General features: G+C 57.7%; 12 protein-coding genes, 2 tRNA genes and 1 riboswitch. Of the genes, 7 read left to right on the top strand and 7 right to left on the bottom strand.

Features of this window, described 5'->3' with window-relative positions:
• Nucleotides 1-29: 29 nt before the first annotated feature.
• Genes QNI81_RS13340 through thiB form a run of 3 tightly spaced genes read right to left on the bottom strand, consistent with a single transcriptional unit; the run spans nt 30 to nt 3,236 of the window.
• The gene (locus QNI81_RS13340) at nt 30-725 is read right to left on the bottom strand and encodes a thiamine ABC transporter ATP-binding protein (RefSeq protein ID WP_283966805.1); all 696 of its coding nucleotides are present in this window, start codon (nt 723-725) and stop codon (nt 30-32) included.
• Nucleotides 712-2,283, bottom strand: a complete 1,572-nt coding sequence (locus QNI81_RS13335) for a thiamine/thiamine pyrophosphate ABC transporter permease ThiP (RefSeq protein WP_283966804.1) — start codon at nt 2,281-2,283, stop codon at nt 712-714. Before QNI81_RS13335 ends, QNI81_RS13340 begins: the two co-directional genes overlap by 14 nt.
• Nucleotides 2,259-3,236, bottom strand: coding sequence for a thiamine ABC transporter substrate binding subunit (gene thiB / locus QNI81_RS13330; RefSeq protein WP_283966803.1), 978 nt, complete (start codon nt 3,234-3,236; stop codon nt 2,259-2,261). The genes QNI81_RS13335 and thiB overlap by 25 nt, the downstream gene beginning before the upstream one ends.
• Nucleotides 3,237-3,286: 50 nt before the next feature.
• Nucleotides 3,287-3,393: riboswitch (TPP riboswitch) on the bottom strand.
• A 317-nt stretch (nt 3,394-3,710) separates the two neighbouring features.
• On the opposite strand from thiB, the gene aroC reads away from it, so the two are divergent.
• Together aroC and QNI81_RS13320 are read left to right on the top strand one after the other, a co-directional pair.
• Nucleotides 3,711-4,814: a chorismate synthase gene (gene aroC, locus QNI81_RS13325; protein WP_283966802.1), complete on the top strand. Its 1,104-nt coding sequence runs from the start codon at nt 3,711-3,713 to the stop codon at nt 4,812-4,814.
• 407 nt (nt 4,815-5,221) lie between these two features.
• Nucleotides 5,222-7,024, top strand: coding sequence for a methyl-accepting chemotaxis protein (locus QNI81_RS13320; protein ID WP_283966801.1), 1,803 nt, complete (start codon nt 5,222-5,224; stop codon nt 7,022-7,024).
• 48 nt (nt 7,025-7,072) lie between these two features.
• On the opposite strand, the gene QNI81_RS13315 is transcribed toward QNI81_RS13320, so the two are convergent.
• Nucleotides 7,073-7,537 carry a nuclear transport factor 2 family protein gene (locus QNI81_RS13315; protein ID WP_283966800.1) on the bottom strand — a complete coding sequence of 155 codons (465 nt, stop codon included), beginning with the start codon at nt 7,535-7,537 and terminating at the stop codon, nt 7,073-7,075.
• Nucleotides 7,538-7,763: 226 nt separating this feature from the next.
• Here QNI81_RS13315 and QNI81_RS13310 point away from each other — a divergent pair, with 226 nt between their 5' ends.
• A complete protein-coding gene (locus QNI81_RS13310; RefSeq protein ID WP_283966799.1) occupies nt 7,764-8,120 on the top strand; it encodes a winged helix-turn-helix transcriptional regulator in 357 nt (118 codons plus the stop codon).
• A 42-nt stretch (nt 8,121-8,162) separates the two neighbouring features.
• Here the strand turns inward: QNI81_RS13310 and QNI81_RS13305 are convergent.
• Nucleotides 8,163-8,249: transfer RNA gene (locus QNI81_RS13305), tRNA-Leu, on the bottom strand.
• Between the two features lie 160 nt (nt 8,250-8,409).
• A tRNA-Leu gene (locus tag QNI81_RS13300) sits at nt 8,410-8,496 on the bottom strand.
• 191 nt (nt 8,497-8,687) lie between these two features.
• Here QNI81_RS13300 and QNI81_RS13295 point away from each other — a divergent pair.
• The gene (locus QNI81_RS13295; protein ID WP_283966798.1) at nt 8,688-9,677 is read left to right on the top strand and encodes a complex I NDUFA9 subunit family protein; all 990 of its coding nucleotides are present in this window, start codon (nt 8,688-8,690) and stop codon (nt 9,675-9,677) included.
• A gap of 65 nt (nt 9,678-9,742) precedes the next feature.
• Here the strand turns inward: QNI81_RS13295 and QNI81_RS13290 are convergent, their stop codons facing one another.
• Nucleotides 9,743-10,546 carry an undecaprenyl-diphosphate phosphatase gene (locus QNI81_RS13290; RefSeq protein WP_283966797.1) on the bottom strand — a complete coding sequence of 268 codons (804 nt, stop codon included), beginning with the start codon at nt 10,544-10,546 and terminating at the stop codon, nt 9,743-9,745.
• A gap of 234 nt (nt 10,547-10,780) precedes the next feature.
• On the opposite strand from QNI81_RS13290, the gene QNI81_RS13285 reads away from it, so the two are divergent.
• From QNI81_RS13285 to mtgA, 3 genes are all read left to right on the top strand, one after another.
• A complete protein-coding gene (locus tag QNI81_RS13285) occupies nt 10,781-12,223 on the top strand; it encodes an NAD(P)-dependent oxidoreductase (protein ID WP_283966796.1) in 1,443 nt (480 codons plus the stop codon).
• Between the two features lie 75 nt (nt 12,224-12,298).
• Nucleotides 12,299-16,831 carry a glutamate synthase large subunit gene (gltB, locus tag QNI81_RS13280; protein ID WP_283966795.1) on the top strand — a complete coding sequence of 1,511 codons (4,533 nt, stop codon included), beginning with the start codon at nt 12,299-12,301 and terminating at the stop codon, nt 16,829-16,831.
• 151 nt (nt 16,832-16,982) lie between these two features.
• Nucleotides 16,983-17,726, top strand: a complete 744-nt coding sequence (gene mtgA / locus QNI81_RS13275) for a monofunctional biosynthetic peptidoglycan transglycosylase (RefSeq protein ID WP_126137864.1) — start codon at nt 16,983-16,985, stop codon at nt 17,724-17,726.
• Nucleotides 17,727-17,770 lie beyond the last annotated feature (44 nt).

The following is a 17,770-nucleotide window of genomic DNA, read 5'->3' as shown; positions in this document are numbered from 1 at the left end:
AGGTAAGTTGAGGTGGTGGCAGGCTCCGCTCATGTTCCCAAATACTCTCGAAGCGCTGCTGGCGGATTGTCTAATGTTTCTGCGGTTGGGGCGGGAGGATGCAGTTTTCCTTCTGCGATGAGCAGGACCTCGTCGGTGATACGTCGGGCATCATCTGGATCGTGGCTTACCATCAGGAGCGTAATATTGCGTTCGGCTGAGATCTCCTTGACCAGATCCAGCATCTCCGCCTTGAGCGCAGGCCCAAGCGCGGCAAAGGGTTCGTCCAACAGCAACAGGTCGCGTTGTTGCACCAACACACGCGCCAGTGCGGCGCGGCTTTGCTGCCCTCCCGACAGTTCAGCCGGTTTGCGCCCCTCCATGCCGCTCAAGCCCACGCGCGATATCGCGACTTCTACAGTCTTGATTTCGTCGGGAGTGAGCTTGCGATTGGGATTGATCCCTAGTCCCGCGTTTTGCGCGACTGTCAAATGTGGAAACAGGTTGCCATCCTGAAATAGCATCGCAATGGGGCGCTTTCCCGGTGGGCGCGCCGTCAGATCGTCGCTGCGCCAAAGGATCTTTCCGCTGTCGAGTGGTTGAAACCCCGCAATCGCCTCGAGAAGGGTGGACTTGCCAGCCCCGGAGGGGCCGATCACCGCAACCCGTGCGCCTGCTTTGATGTCGGCGGTGCCGGAAAGGCAGAATTCTCCTTTGCGGATGTCCAATGCGTTAAGCCTCAGCATGAAGGCGCCCCCCTCGGTCCAAAATCCAGAACGCGCCCATGGATATGACAAACAATAGCAGCGCTGCCCCTTGTGCGGCTTCCATCCGGTAGGCTCCCATCAGCCGATAGACTTGCAGGGGCAGAGTGGCCACCTCGGGGTCGGCAAAGAGTGCGATCACACCAAGATCCCCAAGTGACAGCGCCGCCGTTAGTCCCGCTGCAAAGCCGATCTGCGCGCGACATCGAGGCAGAAGAACGCGTCTCCAGACCGTGCGCCCATGCATATCGAGTGCAAGCGCAAGCCTGGCATTATGGTGCAGCACGTGCCGCATACGTTGGACGAGTATCCGCAGTGCAAAGGGGAGTGCCATCACCATGTTCACCAGTGCTGTGACAGGCAGGGCCAACAGGAACGGGTCAACATAAGGGTATACCATCACAAACAGTCCCGTCCCGATCACCAGTGGAGAGGCAGCAAGGCCAAGTATGCCAGCCACTTCGCCGAGCCTTTTGCGTCCCAACGCTATGCTGGCCGATAACGGCAGAGCCACACATAACAAAAACACAGTGCTGAGTGCGGCAACCTGTATGGAAACCCACGTCGCGCCCCAGACAGATGCGGGCAGTGACGCAAGCCCCGGCAGCCCCGAAATCAATACGGCAAGCAAAGGTAGCATGAGAAAAAGCGCTGCGGCTGCGATCCAGAACCCGTCGATTATGCGTGCACAGGTTCCTTTGCCATCCCAACGTATCACGGCACGATCAAGACCCGTGCCAAACCCCTCAGTCGAAGAGGCTTTGAGCGCTAGAAATGCGGCCACCACTGTCAGGACAAGCTGCACGCCCGACAGCATCGCAGCCCGTCCAAGGTCAAAATCAAAGTGAAAGGCCTGATAAATCGCCAATTCGATCGTGGTGGCTTTGGGACCACCACCCAGGGTCAGCGCAACCGCGAAGCTCGACAAGCAGATGGCAAAGATCACCGCAGCCGTTCCCGGCACGACTTGCCGCAGCATTGGGGCTTCGGTCAGTTGCCACATGGCGCGAGGGCCTGCATTCAGTTGTGCAGCAAGGCGAAACCGTTCTGCTGGGATTTCTTGCCAGCCCTGCAGAATCAGTCGGGTCGCCAAGGGAAGATTAAAGAACACATGCGCGATCACCACCCCATGCAGCCCATAGATCTGCACAGGCGGCAGACCCGCAAGCCCAAGTAGATCGCTCAGCCAGCCCGAGCGGCCAAACACAGAGAGTAGCCCGAGAATTGCAACAATGACGGGCAGGATAAATGGCGCACCCAATAGGGTGATCAATACACGCCGCCCGAAAAACCGCCGCCGTGCTAGCGCTTTTGCCACCGGGATTGCCAGCGCCACGCTCAAGAGCGCCGACAGGCTGGCCTGCACCAGCGTGAAACGCAATGCCGCCCAATCGGCGGCTGCAAAACCACTAAGGTCATCTGCCCTCAATGCCACCGCAACAAGAGTGCCCAAAACCAGAAGCGCCACCCCAAGGGCGGCGCAGGTTCCGGGCCAGATCGCGACCACAGGCAAGGTTACTGGCTGAGCGCTGCGCGCCATTCGTCCAGCGCCTCGGCGCGTATAGATGCGGCTTCCTTTTCGGGCAGCAGCAGAGATTTTTCCGGGCTGACGAGGGTTTCAAACCCCTGAGGCAGACCTTCGGAGGGACTTACCGCCGGATACATCCAGTTTGTGGTCGGGATAACCGATTGGAAAGCATCAGATACCATGAACTGCAGGAACTGATCCGCCAGCTCTGGCTGGTCGCTTGCGGCAAGTTTGCCCGCAACTTCGACCTGCATGTAGTGTCCTTCGTCAAAAAGCGCCGCCGCTTTGCTGTCGTCGTTTTCGGCAATCAGATGGTAGGCAGGCGAGGTGGTGTAAGAGAGCACCATGTCGGCCTCGCCTTCGAGAAAGAGACCATAGGCCTCCGACCATCCTTTGGTCACGGTGACGATGTTGTCACTGAGGCTTTCCCAGATTGCGGGGGCCTCATCTGCATAGGCGGCCTTAACCCACATCAGCAGGCCCAGCCCCGGTGTTGAAGAACGCGGGTCCTGAATGACGATTTTCACGTCGCTCTCACCCAGGGCTTTGAAGTTCGACGGCACATCGGCATCCGCGCCGTGGACAAAGGCAAAATAACCCCAGTCGTAAGGAGCAAAATGCGTATCGTTCCACTCGATCGGCAGCGCATATTCCGCTGTGACAGACATCGGTGCAAAGAGACCCGTTTCTTTGGCTGCTGCGGTCAGATTGGTGTCGAGCCCCAACACGATATCGGCATCTGAACGTTCGCCTTCCAATTTGATCCGCGCAAGTAAGGCTGCGCCATCACCTGCCCCAACGAACTTAAGATCACAGTCACAGGTGGCCTCAAACGCGGCTTCTACAGCGGGGCCGGGCCCCCATTCCGAAACAAAGCTGTCGTATGTGTAGACCACCAACTGAGGTGTGTCTGCCGAGGCAGCGGTGGCAACCAATGTGGCGCTCGCAAGGATGAGGGATTTCATGTTGTCCTCCAATGCGGCGTTGGTAAGGAGGAGACTGAGCGCTATTGCTCCAAATCGTCCCAAACCTTCCCTCCGCCGGTATAATCCGGTTCAGGTTCAGCGGGTTCGCCAGATCGGCATCTCAGCGCAATATTTACGCGCACCCCGAGGTGGGGTGACACTAGGTGTGGTTGCATGGCTTGGCAAGGTGGCGCATGCGAGGCGCTGCCTCGCGCTCCGAGATATTTTGAGTTAGAAGAAGGCCTAAGTCCCCCGTTCTTCTAACCTGAAGTATCCCGGGGGTGAGGCCCACGGGGCCGAGGGGGCAGCGCCCCCCTTTGAATGCACTCTGCCATCCGTGTTGTGTTCACGGGCTTACTGTTTTGCAGACGAAGAAGGGGGATTTTTCTGTCCTTTGTGTGGGAGTAATGCGCGGATCTCTTTTCCCCGGCGGGCTTTGCCGCTAAAGGAACAAACCAAAGGAGACCCGCGCGCATGTCCATGAATTCTTTCGGCCACCTTTTTCGTGTCACCACTTGGGGTGAAAGCCATGGGCCCGCTTTGGGAGCGATTGTGGATGGTTGCCCGCCCAATGTGCCCATCTCACCAGAGATGTTGCAGCACTGGCTGGATAAACGTCGTCCCGGTCAAAACAAGAATACCACGCAGCGCAATGAGCCGGATGCCGTGAAAATCCTGTCGGGCGTGTTTGAGGGCAAATCCACCGGGACACCGATCCAGTTGATGATCGAGAACACCGACCAGCGCTCAAAGGACTATGGCGAGATTGCGCAAACTTTCCGCCCGGGGCATGCGGACATCACCTACTTCCAGAAATATGGCAATCGTGACTATCGTGGTGGCGGGCGGTCTTCTGCACGCGAAACTGCGGCGCGAGTGGCTGCGGGCGGTGTTGCCCGCGAGGCGATCAAAGCGTTGGTGCCGGGGCTTGAGATCAAAGGTTATATGACCCGGATGGGTGAGATGGAGATTGACCGTACGCGCTTTGACTGGGCGGCGATTGATCAGAATGACTTCTGGATTCCCGATGCGGCGGCTGTTCAACCTTGGGAAGACTATCTGCAAGCCTTGCGCAAACAGCATGATTCGGTTGGTGCTGTGGTCGAAGTGGTTGCGCGCGGTGTACCTGCCGGTATCGGCGCGCCGATATATGGCAAGCTCGACACCGATCTTGCTGCCGCCATGATGTCGATTAACGCGGTCAAAGGCGTCGAGATTGGCGAAGGGATGCATGCGGCCCAGTTGAAAGGGTCTGAGAATGCCGATGAGATCTTCATGGGCAATGACGGCGCGCCGGTTTATTCGTCGAACCACGCAGGCGGCATTCTGGGTGGTATTTCTACCGGTCAGGATGTGGTGGTGCGTTTCGCTGTGAAGCCGACCTCGTCCATTCTCACGCCGCGCCAGTCGATCCGCAAGGATGGCACAACAACCGAAGTCATTACCAAAGGTCGACACGATCCCTGTGTAGGTATCCGCGCGGTACCTGTCGCCGAAGCGATGATGGCTTGCGTGATCCTTGATCACCTATTGCTGCACCGTGGACAGATTGGTGAAAATCAGGGCCATATCGGCTGAATTGGTCGCCGTTGACAGAATCATAGATTGCTGCATGGTGCGCTGCAGCTGCCTAGTCTGTGACTGTGGTGGTAAATGACGGTGCAAACGCGTCAGCTTTTGTTCTGCCAAGGCAGTATTTTGTGTTGCTCTCTTTGTTATTGTGCTCGCGGGAGGTGGCCTGGATGAATGGGCACCGTCTCCCAGGCGTTTTGCGCTGATTAAACTATAGAACACGCTTACTTATCTGCTAACCGGCTTGGCTAACATGATGCGCACGGCCTTGTATATTTCGGTTTTTCAAAACCGTCGGCGCGCAAAACACCGTTAAAAGTGAGTCCAGTTTTGTGGAATAGTCCGGGAGTTTGATAACGCTCTGTTTAGGTGCGGATGTTTAGAGACGAGGTATTCCACTGTGGAGGTGTCTTATGAAACATGCGTTCAACAGACTAGGTTTTCAGATCGGTTTCGGTGTTACCTTGTTGCTGTGCGGATTGGCCGCAGCGTTGTTTTTTGTCCTGTTTAATCAATCCAAAACCGCACTTGTCGACGCGGCAGAGACGCGGCAGGCGATGTCCATCAAAATCCTTGTGAATGAGATGGCACATTATCAGGATTTCGAGGTGACCACCGATGCCAACGGCGAGGTGTCTGGTCTGACGGCGCAATCAATCGTCGCGTTTGAGAACCATGACATGATCGACAGGGTCGGCTCAATTTCCGGGGAAACGGCTACGATCTTTGTCTGGGACGATGCAGAGCAAGATTTCGTACGCCGCACCACAAATATCATCAAAGATGATGGTGCGCGGGCAGTGGGGACCGTCCTCGGCAAAGCTAACCCGGTTTATGCGTCGATGATGAAGGGCGAGGTCTTTCGCGGGCAAGCCACCATCCTGGGGAAAGACTATTTCACCATTTATGTACCGGTCCTCAGCGAGGCCGGTGAGCCGCTTGGTATCTTCTATGTCGGTGTGGCAAAGGAAGCGCTGACAGTTGCGATCAACGAGATGTTGGTCGAGGGGGGCGTGATTGCTGTCCTCGGTCTTCTGGTGGCGATGGGACTAACAGTGATCGCGCTTCGGTACATGTTGCGTCCGATCCAATCGCTCGAGGTGGCGGTGACCGCGATCCGGGATGAAGATTACGACACGGTCGTTCCCTTCACCAATCGGCCCGACGGGATTGGTGGGGTGTCGCGCAGTGTTGAGCAGTTCCGCCAAAAACTCTCAAATGCTGTGGAAGATGAGCACCGCGCCAAAGAGCAACGCATGCGACAGGACGCGGCGGTTGCGCGGCTTCAGGAAGGGCTCGGCAGTTTGGCCAGCCGCGACTTGTCTCATCGCATTGGCGAAAATTCCGGCTTTCCCGAAGAATATGAGGGGCTGCGCAAAGATTTCGATGCGGTTGCAGAAAACCTTGCTGCGGCGATGGGAGAAATCGCAACCGTGGCCGAAAACCTCAGCGGTTCTGCAAGCGAAGTGGAAATGGTATCTTCTGATCTGTCGCGCCGCGTAGAGCGTCAGGCCGCAACGCTGGAAGAATCTGCAGCGGCGCTGGAAGAGCTGAATAACAGCGGTAAAAACGTGTCTGAGCGCATCCTTGAGGCCAATCATCTTGCCACGCAGAGTACCGACGTATCGCGCCGCAGTGGTGAGCAACTGGAAGAAGCCATCACGGCGATTGAGCAAATCGAACAGGCCTCTGGTGAGATCGACAAGATTGTCGGGCTGATCGAGGATATTGCGTTCCAGACCAACCTGCTTGCGCTCAACGCTGGGGTAGAAGCCGCCCGGGCAGGCGAGGCGGGACAAGGCTTTGCCGTGGTTGCAACCGAGGTGCGAAACCTTGCTCAGCGTGCGTCGGATTCGGTCGGAGAAATCCGTGCCCTTACACAAGGGAACATCAAGCAGGTCTCGGAAGGATCAAGGCTGGTAGCCACAACCGGAGAGTCAATCCGAGCGGTTCTTGAGCAGATCAATAACCTAGGTGCGCTTGTGTCTGATATCACCACCGAAGTGCAAAACCAGACGCAAGGTCTCAGCGAGATTAACATGGGTATCCGTGATCTGGATACTGCAACACAGGAAAGTGCGGCTGTGGCAAGCAACGCCGACACCGCCAGTGTTCGCATGAAGAATGATGCACAACGCCTGTCGCTGACCGTTTCGCAATTCAAACTGACGCAATCGGCGGGGAGCAGCCCGGTCAGCGCCATCGCGGCTGAATAAACCACGTAGAGGCGAACCTGCCAAATGGGTGGGTTCGCCTTCGTTCAATCAGAACATGGTGTTGCTGTTTGCAGCCTCTGATGGGACGGGCTGGATGACATCCCAGTGTTCAACGATCATGCCATCTTCCACCCGGAAGATGTCGACCACAGCCTCGCCTAGGTCTTCTTCGCCATTCGTAGACTGCACATGCAACCATACGAGATCACCGTCGGCGGCGCTGCGCACGATGCGGGCGCGGGATTCGGGATTTTCGGCAAAATATCCAGAGAAAAACGATACCAATGGGGCTTTGCCGTCGGGAACGTTCGGGTTGTGCTGAATATAGTCTTCGGCAATCACATCGCTGGCTGCGATGTTATGTTCGTTGAAGAACTGGTCATAGAATTCGACGACCAGCGCACGGTTGGCTTCTTCTGTCGCAAGGTCACGCTCTGAGATCTCTGCCAGAACAGAGAGGGGAGCCGCAGAGATCATTGCAGCAAGTGCGGTGGATTTGAGGATTTTGTTCATTTTCGTGTCCATTTTGTTGTGGCTCGAAATCAAATTACGGTGTGCCTGCCCGGATCATGATGTGGTCAGTTTGACTGTCAGTGCACCATGGGTATGAAGCATGCAAAACCGGTCTGATTTCGATCGCACGGGGACAGTTAGGAAGTGCCATTTCCCCGCGCAAGAAGTCACCGGACCGTGACTAGGTCACTGCGCAGTGACCTATAACCAGTTGAAAAGGTGAAGAATGACCAGCGAACCGACTCCCTTTGAGCAACCATGCCCGATCCGTGATGTCCTTGACCGGATTGGCGATCAGTGGAGTCTTCTGGTGCTGGAGGCGCTTTCGGAGCAGACGTGGCGCTTTAATACGTTGCAGCGTGAGATTGGCGATGTGTCAAAGCAGATGCTGTCAAAGACTCTCAGGCGCCTAGAGCAGGATGGGTTTGTGACGCGCGCGATTTACCCCGAGGTGCCGCCGCGAGTGGAATATGCGCTGACGGATCTGGGCCGCTCTTTCATGGAGCCGCTCAATATCTTGATTAACTGGGCGGATGTGCATCACCTTGCAATCGTGGAATCACGACGCGCCTGCCGAGAGTAATCGGTGGCATTTGCCAATATTTATAGTGTGTTCGGAAGGATATGGTGCCCAGAAGAGGACTCGAACCTCCACGTCCATACGGACACTAGCACCTGAAGCTAGCGCGTCTACCAATTCCGCCATCTGGGCACAGATGTCGTGAGGTGGGCGTATAAGCGGGAATCAACAGAGCAGCAAGTGGAAAAATGCGTTCGCGAAGGTTCAATGCCCAGTCTGCTCAATCACGGCAAAATGACGGGATAAGCCGTTTGCAAACAGCAACTTATCTAATTTTTATAAGGGGGATATATGGTGCCCAGAAGAGGACTCGAACCTCCACGTCCATACGGACACTAGCACCTGAAGCTAGCGCGTCTACCAATTCCGCCATCTGGGCACAGATGTCGTGAGAGCGGCGTATAAGCCGAGTCTTGGGGAGGGTCAAACGGAATTTTGACATTTTTGCAAAATCATGCGGCGTAACTGCTTCGGCTCTGGGGCTTGCGTCAATCAGCGACGTTTTGCGCCTTGTTTGAAAGGGGCCAGAGCGGTAAATCGGGACAACAGCTACGCGAGAGGAGCCAAGTCATGTCCAAACTGGTCACCATTTATGGCGGTTCAGGGTTTGTCGGTCGCTATATCGCGCGCCGCATGGCGAAAGAGGGCTGGCGCGTGCGCGTCGCAGTACGCCGCCCCAATGAGGCAATGCATGTCAAACCCTACGGCGTGCCCGGTCAGGTCGAGCCGGTGTTTTGCAACATCCGCGACGATGCCTCTGTTGCTGCGGTAATGGCGGGCTCAGATGCGGTGGTGAACTGCGTTGGCGTCCTGAATGAGATTGGCAAGAACACATTCTCCGCAGTTCAGTCTGAAGGCGCGGGGCGGATCGCCCGGATCGCGGCTGACACGGGGGTGGAGCGTCTGGTTCATGTCTCCGCCATTGGCGCAGATGCCGAGGGCGCCAGCGAATATGCCCGCACCAAGGCCGCGGGCGAGGCTGCGGTGCTTGAGGCTTTCCCCGATGCGATGATTCTACGGCCTTCCATTATCTTTGGTGCGGAAGATCAGTTCTTTAACCGGTTTGCGGGCATGACCCGATTTGGCCCGATCCTGCCGATCGCAGGGGGCGCCACCCGGTTCCAGCCTGTTTATGTCGATGATGTTGCCAAGGCCGCAGTCGCGGGGCTGACAGGATCTGCCGCGCCAGGCACCTATGAGCTTGGTGGTCCGGAGGTGAAGAGCTTTGCCGATCTGATGGCGCAGATGCTCGATGTGATCCACCGCCGCCGCATCGTCGTGTCTCTGCCGAATTTCGTCGCGCGCATCATGGCCTTTGGGTTTGATCTGGCGCAGTCCGCCACCTTTGGCCTGTTCACCAATGGTCTGCTGACCCGCGATCAGCTGAAGAACCTGAACAGCGACAATGTGGTGGCCGATGGGGCTAAGGGGCTGGCGGATCTTGGTATTGAGCCGGTCACGCTCGGTTCGGTGCTGCCCGACTATCTTTGGAAATTCCGTCCATCCGGACAGTATGACGAACTGATGAAATCCGCCGGAAACCTGCGCGGCGATGTCTAAGGCCAACGCCTGAGTTAAAGAGACGCTGAGAGGGTGCGATCTGGGTCGCACCCTTTTTGTTTGTCTTACTGATAGGCGATGATCAGTAGCGCGATGCCGAGCACCACCCGATATATGACGTAGGGGGTGAAGCTCACGGATTTGAGCAGACGCATCATCAGCGCAAGTGCTGCGAGAGCGGAGACCATCGCCAGCAGAGCCGCGATTCCCATGTCGCGCATCAATCCAACATCGGCATTCAGGGCCACCTCTGTTCCAAGCAGTAAGCCTGAAGCGATGATGGTGGGGATCGACATCAGCATGGCAATGCGTGCGCCGTCTTCGCGGTTGTACCCAAGGCCTCGTGCGCCTGTGATGGTAATGCCCGAACGGGATGTTCCCGGAATAAGGGCCAGCATTTGCCAGAGCCCCATGATCAGCGCGTCTTTTGGTCCCCAGTCGGAGGCGGTTTTGTGAGAGCTGCCGCGCTGGTCGGCTACATAGAGCACGATCCCGAAGATCAGCATGGTCCAGCCGATCACAGTGATAGAGCGCAGCGCGTCACTCAGGCCAGTGAAGTGTAAAGCAGCTCCGAAGATGACGGTTGGAATGGTCGCAACAATAAGCCCCAGCGCCAACCGCGCACCGGCTGTATCGATGCGTCCGGTCAATGCACGCGGAAGTCCCAAAATCGCTTCGCGCACGTCGCTCCAGAAGAACAATACCACCGCGGCAAGGGTGCCGACATGGACGGCTACATCAATGGCCTGCCCTTGATCCTCCATGCCGGTCAAGCTGGGGAGCAGAATCAGATGTCCGGAGGACGATACGGGAAGGAATTCGGTTATGCCCTGAATCAGGGCCACAAGGATCAGCTGAAGCAATGGCATAATATCTCTATCCGGGATGGCGCTGCAAAAGTGAAGCAGCTGTGCCGACTGTATAAGGCCATTGTTTTTATGGGGAAGTCCGTTTTTAGGTCCGAATCGGACCTAAAACAACTATACAATGGCTGAGAATTGGCTATTCACAGGGAGCTAGTTGTTAAATGGGTAACTTATGCTGACCTATTTAACATTCAGAGGCTCTGTACTATCGCCGCCAGCCAAAAGGAGAGTATCGCCGTGGCCAAGCAACCGATGCTGAAGTTCGTGAAGATTGATCGCGATATGCCCGTGAAGCGGGACGCGGACACGCGTAGAGAAGATTTCGACGAGATCTATGCGGAATTCGCGGCGGCCAAGGCGGAAGAGCAGGCGAGCCGGTGCAGCCAGTGTGGCGTGCCCTATTGCCAGTCGCATTGCCCCTTGCACAACAACATCCCCGACTGGCTGCGTCTGACCGCAACCGGGCGGCTTGAGGAAGCCTATGCAACCTCGCAGGCGACAAACACGTTTCCCGAAATCTGTGGTCGCATCTGCCCGCAGGATCGCCTCTGCGAGGGCAACTGTGTGATCGAACAATCCGGCCATGGCACCGTGACCATCGGTGCGGTCGAAAAGTACATCACTGACACCGCTTGGGATAAAGGCTGGGTGAAACCCAATGCGCCACTGGCAGAGCGCGAGGAATCCGTCGGTATCATTGGCGCAGGTCCAGGTGGTCTGGCGGCCGCCGATATGCTGCGCAAGGCTGGCGTGCAGGTCACCGTCTATGACCGCTATGATCGCGCGGGGGGGCTGCTGACTTATGGCATCCCCGGCTTCAAGCTGGAAAAAGAGATCGTCATGCGCCGCAATGAGCTGCTGGCAGAGGGTGGTGTGACCTTTGTGATGAACTGCAACATTGGCGAGGACATTTCCTTTGAGGAGATCCGGGCCAAGCATGATGCGGTCATCATTGCCACCGGCGTCTACAAGTCCCGTGATCTGAACATGCCGGGCTCTGGTGCGACGGGAATCGTCAAGGCGATTGACTTCCTGACCGCATCCAACCGGGTGGCGAACTTTGGTGACACCGTGCCCGAGTATGAGGACGGCACCTTCAATGCCAAGGGCAAGAAAGTCGTGGTCATCGGCGGCGGTGACACCGCGATGGACTGTGTGCGCACCTCGGTTCGTCAGGGCGCCGAGTCGGTGAAATGTCTCTATCGTCGTGACCGCGCCAATATGCCGGGCTCGCAGCGTGAAACGCAAAATGCCGAGGAAGAGGGCGTGATCTTTGAGTGGCTCTCGGCCCCCAAGGGGTTCACTGATGAAGCTGGCAAGGTTTCGGGTGTGATGGTGCAGAAGATGCGTCTGGGACAGCCCGATGCGTCGGGTCGTCAGGCCCCCGAAGTGATCGAGGGCGCGGATTACGTCGAAGAGGCCGATCTGGTCATCAAGGCGCTGGGCTTTGAGCCGGAAGAGCTGCCTACCTTGTGGGACCAGCCGAATCTGCCCGTGACCCGCTGGGGCACCATCAAGGCAGAGTTTAGAACGGGCGCGACCAATCTCGATGGTGTTTATGCCGTGGGCGACATCGTGCGCGGTGCCTCGCTGGTGGTCTGGGCGATCAAGGATGGCCGCGACTGTGCGGAGGCGATCATCGAGCGTTTCAACACCAAGGCCGCCGTCGCAGCCGAGTAATCAACAGGTTTCCCCGAGCGGTCCGGCGCCCCTGACAAAAGGCGCGGCGCCACCGCCAGGCAGAGGAGAGTGAATATGACGAAATATGATGAAAACTGGGTGCGTGCCGAGGAAGCAAAGCGTCAGTGGATGGCCGAAAACGGTCTCTATTCCGAGGAAGAAGAGCATTCTTCCTGTGGCGTGGGTCTGGTGGTCTCCGTCGATGGCTCTCGCAGCCGCAAGGTGGTTGAAGCCGGTATCGATGCCCTAAAAGCGATCTGGCACCGGGGTGCAGTTGACGCCGACGGCAAGACAGGTGATGGCGCAGGTATCCACGTACAAATTCCCGTGCCGTTTTTCTGGGATCAGGTGAAGCGCACTGGGCACAACCCTCGCGAGCACGAGCTCTTGGCCGTGGGTCAGGTGTTTCTGCCCCGTACGGATTTTGGCGCGCAGGAAACCTGCCGAACCATCGTGGAGACCGAAGTCCTGCGGATGGGCTACTATATCTACGGCTGGCGCCACGTGCCGGTAGATGTGACCTGCCTTGGGGATAAGGCCAATGCGACACGGCCTGAGATTGAACAGATCCTGATCTCCAACTCAAAGGGCGTGGACGAGGAAACATTCGAGCGCGAGCTTTATGTGATCCGCCGCCGGATTGAGAAAGCGGCCGCCGCGGCCCATGTGGGCGGGCTTTATATCGCGTCGCTGTCCTGCCGTTCGATCATTTACAAGGGCATGATGCTCGCAGAGCAGGTCGCGGTCTTCTACCCCGACCTGATGGATGAGCGGTTTGAGAGCGCCTTTGCGATCTATCACCAGCGGTATTCCACCAATACCTTCCCGCAATGGTGGCTGGCGCAGCCCTTCCGCATGTTGGCCCATAACGGCGAGATCAACACCCTCAAGGGCAACGTCAACTGGATGAAAAGCCATGAGATCCGCATGGCTTCGGCGACCTTCGGCGACCACGCCGAGGACATCAAACCGATTGTGGCGTCCGGATCTTCCGACTCTGCTGCGCTGGATTCGGTGTTTGAGGTTCTGGTGCGCGCAGGCCGTTCCGCGCCGATGGCAAAAACCATGCTGGTGCCGGAGAGCTGGTCCAAGCAGGCCGAAGAGTTGCCACAGGCATGGCGCGATATGTATTCCTACTGCAACGCCGTAATGGAGCCATGGGATGGCCCCGCTGCACTGGCAATGACCGACGGTCGTTGGGTCTGTGCAGGCCTGGATCGCAACGGTCTGCGCCCGATGCGTTATGTCGTGACCGGTGATGGTCTGGTGATCGCGGGCTCTGAGGCCGGTATGGTGCCGATTGACGAGGCGTCTGTCGTGGAAAAAGGCGCGCTTGGTCCCGGCCAGATGCTCGCCGTGGATATGGCCAAGGGCCAACTCTATCACGACGTTGAGATCAAAGATAAACTCGCTCGCGCCCTGCCCTTTGGCGAATGGGTCGAGAAGGTTACCGATCTGGATGAAATCCTTGGTGGCGTTCAGGAAACGCCGCTGTTTTCTGGTGAAGATCTGCGTCGCCGTCAGGTGGCGGCTGGCTATACCATTGAAGAATTGGAGCAAATTCTTGCGCCGATGGCCGAGGACGGCAAAGAGAGCCTTGCGTCCATGGGTGATGATACGCCCTCTGCCGTTCTGTCCAAACAGTATCGCCCGCTGAGCCATTTCTTCCGCCAGAACTTCTCTCAGGTCACCAACCCGCCAATCGACAGCTTGCGCGAATTCCGCGTGATGAGCTTGAAAACACGCTTTGGCAATCTCAAGAACGTGCTGGACGAGGACAGCTCGCAAACCGAAATCGTCGTGCTGGAAAGCCCCTTTGTCGGCAATGCTCAATGGGACAAGCTGGTGGAGAACCTTGGCTCTACGCTGGCTGAGATCGATTGTAGCTTTGCGCCGGGTCGCGGTGCGCTCAATGCTGCGCTGGCCCGTATCCGTGCTGAGGCCGAAGAGGCGGTGCGTTCGGGTGCTGGGCATATCGTTCTGACCGATCAGCACTCCGGTGCGGATAAGGTCGCAATGCCGATGATCCTTGCAACCTCTGCGGTGCATTCGCATCTGACCCGTCAGGGCTTGCGGACCTTCTGCTCGCTGAACGTGCGCTCTGCCGAATGTATCGACCCGCATTATTTCGCGGTTCTGATCGGCTGTGGCGCGACCGTTGTGAACGCCTATCTGGCCGAAGATTCGCTGGCAGACCGTATTGAGCGCGGCTTGCTCGAAGGCAGCCTAACAGAGAACGTCGCCCGTTATCGCGAAGCGATTGACCAAGGCCTGTTGAAGATCATGGCAAAGATGGGGATCTCGGTGATCTCTTCCTATCGCGGTGGTCTGAACTTTGAGGCGGTGGGCCTCTCTCGCGCCATGGTAGCGGAATTTTTCCCCGGCATGACTTCGCGGATCTCCGGCATCGGTGTCTCTGGTATTCAGGTGAAGGCCGAGGAAATCCACGCAAAAGGCTGGAACACCACAGAGAATGTTCTGCCCATCGGCGGTTTCTATAAGGCGCGCAAATCCGGCGAGACCCACGCGTGGGAAGCGACCTCAATGCATATGATGCAGATGGCGTGCAACAAGGCCTCGTTTGAGCTGTGGAAGCAATATTCGGCCAAGATGCAATCGAACCCGCCGATCCACCTGCGCGATCTGTTGGATATCAAGCCACTCGGTAAACCAGTCCCACTGGAAGAAGTGGAGAGCATCACCGCAATCCGTAAGCGTTTTGTCACGCCGGGGATGTCGCTGGGCGCGCTTTCGCCCGAGGCGCATAAGACGTTGAACGTGGCGATGAACCGGATCGGTGCAAAGTCCGACTCTGGCGAGGGTGGCGAAGATCCGGCGCATTTCGTGCCTGAGCCAAACGGCGACAACCCCTCTGCCAAGATCAAGCAGGTGGCGTCGGGTCGCTTTGGTGTGACAGCCGAATATCTGAACCAGTGCGAAGAATTGGAAATCAAGGTCGCGCAGGGTGCAAAACCCGGCGAGGGTGGCCAGTTGCCCGGCATGAAGGTCACCGATCTGATTGCGCGTCTGCGCCACTCCACTAAAGGTGTGACCCTGATTTCACCGCCGCCGCACCACGATATCTATTCGATCGAAGATCTGGCGCAGCTGATCTACGACCTGAAGCAGATCAATCCGCGCTGCAAGGTAACGGTGAAGCTGGTGGCCTCCTCCGGTGTTGGCACCATTGCTGCCGGCGTGGCCAAGGCCAAGGCCGACATCATCCTGATCTCGGGCCACAACGGCGGCACCGGGGCCTCTCCTGCGACCTCGATCAAATACTGCGGTCTGCCGTGGGAGATGGGCCTCACCGAGGCGCATCAGGTGCTGGCGATGAACAACCTGCGCGGCCGTGTGACCCTGCGGACCGATGGCGGTCTGCGCACCGGGCGTGACATCGTCATGGCCGCGATGATGGGGGCCGAGGAATACGGTATCGGCACCGCGGCGCTGATCGCGATGGGCTGCATCATGGTGCGTCAGTGCCAGTCGAACACCTGCCCCGTCGGTGTGTGTACTCAGGATGAGGCCCTGCGTGGCAAGTTCACCGGCAACGCCGACAAGGTTGTGAACCTCATCACCTTCTACGCGCAGGAAGTTCGCGAAATCCTCGCCTCCATTGGGGCACGTAGCCTTGATGAGGTGATCGGCCGTGCGGATCTTCTGGCACAGGTATCGCGTGGCTCGGCCCACCTTGATGACCTTGACCTGAACCCGCTGCTGATAACCGTCGATGGCTCCGCGAGCATTGTTTACAACCGCGACAAGGACCGCAATGCGGTGCCGGACACGCTGGATGCGGAAATTGTGCGTGACGCCGCGCGGTTCCTGAAGGATGGCGAGAAAATGCAGCTCTCTTATGCGGTGCAGAACACGCACCGGACAGTGGGCACGCGCACTTCGAGCCACATCGTGCAGAACTTCGGCATGCGCAACACCCTGCAACCCGATCACCTGACGGTGAAGCTGCAAGGCTCGGCCGGTCAGTCTTTGGGCGCCTTTGCGGCTCCGGGCCTGAAGCTCGAAGTCTCTGGCGACGCAAATGACTATGTCGGCAAAGGGCTGTCGGGTGGCACAATCGTCGTGCGCCCGCCGATGGCCTCGCCGTTGAACGCGGCAGAGAACACTATTGTCGGCAATACCGTGCTTTATGGTGCCACCGATGGTTATCTCTTTGCGGCAGGTCGTGCAGGTGAGCGGTTTGCGGTGCGAAACTCGGGCGCAAAAGTCGTGATCGAGGGCTGTGGCACCAACGGCTGCGAATACATGACTGGAGGAGTCGCGGTGATCCTCGGCAGCATTGGCGCGAACTTCGGTGCCGGGATGACGGGCGGTATGGCCTATCTCTATGATCCCGACCGCACTGCCGAGACGCTGATGAACATGGAGAGCATCGTCACCTGTCCGGTTACCGTGGATCATTGGGAAGCACAGCTGAAAGACCTGATCGAGCGCCATGTTGCAGAGACCGGCAGCCGTAAAGCGGCTGAAATCCTGCAGCATTGGGACAGCGAGAAAGTGCACTTCCTGCAGGTCTGCCCGAAGGAAATGTTGAACAAGCTGGCGCATCCCATCGCCATCAAGGCGTCGGCAATCCCGGCAGAGTAATGCAATAATCCCCACGAATAAGATTTCTCTTATTCCTGAGCCTGAGCCCCGCAGATATTGCATCTGTGGGGCGCTTTTTTAGCTGCGCATGAACGTGCATCACATGCGTTTCTCTGTTGGAGTGGTGGAACGCTCTGTCCTATAGAGGGGCATGGCAAAGGCAGTACGCAAAAAGAAATCACCCGCAAGATCCAAACCTTCGCGCGCGCGCTATTCGCCGCGTGCGCTCTATCTGCGCCTGCGCAGATGGGTGCTGCGCGGCGTGCTGGGGGGCGTGGCGTTTTTGTTGGCGCTGATTCTGCTGTACTCCGTGGTGAACCCGCCGATCACCCATACGATCTGGGCGGAGAAACGCCGTCTCGGGGACGTGGATCGTGAGTGGCTTCCTATAGAGCAAATCTCGCCCAACCTGGCCCGTTCCGTTGTGGCCGCAGAAGATGCGCGTTTTTGCGAGCACTGGGGATTCGACGTCAACGCGATCCGCAATGCGCTCGAGTCTGGCGCTAATCGTGGGGCATCGACCATCACGCAGCAAGTGGTCAAAAACGTGTTTCTCTGGCAGGGGCGCAGTTGGTTTCGCAAGGCACTGGAGACCTTCATCACGCCGGTCGTCGAGGCCACATGGAGCAAGAAGCGCATTGTTGAGGTCTATCTGAACGTGGCCGAGATGGGCGAAGGCGTATTTGGTGCCGATGCAGCTGCGCGACATTACTTTGGGGTGGGCGCGGACAAGCTCAGCCCGCAGCAGGCGGCCCTTATTGCAGCGCTGCTACCTAACCCCAAGGAGCGATCTGCTGCCAATCCCGGCAATTTCATGCGCAAAAGGGCGCGTCAAATCATGGATGGAGCCGCCACAATCGAGCGTGACGGGCGCTCCGCCTGTTTCGAGCATTGAAGTTTCCGTTCTGGCAAGGCATTGCTGGAGGAACACAACCCCGC

This window comes from Tritonibacter sp. AK171, from assembly GCF_030127025.1.
GTDB lineage: Bacteria > Pseudomonadota > Alphaproteobacteria > Rhodobacterales > Rhodobacteraceae > Epibacterium > Epibacterium mobile.
This window is presented reverse-complemented; position numbering and strand designations above follow the sequence as displayed.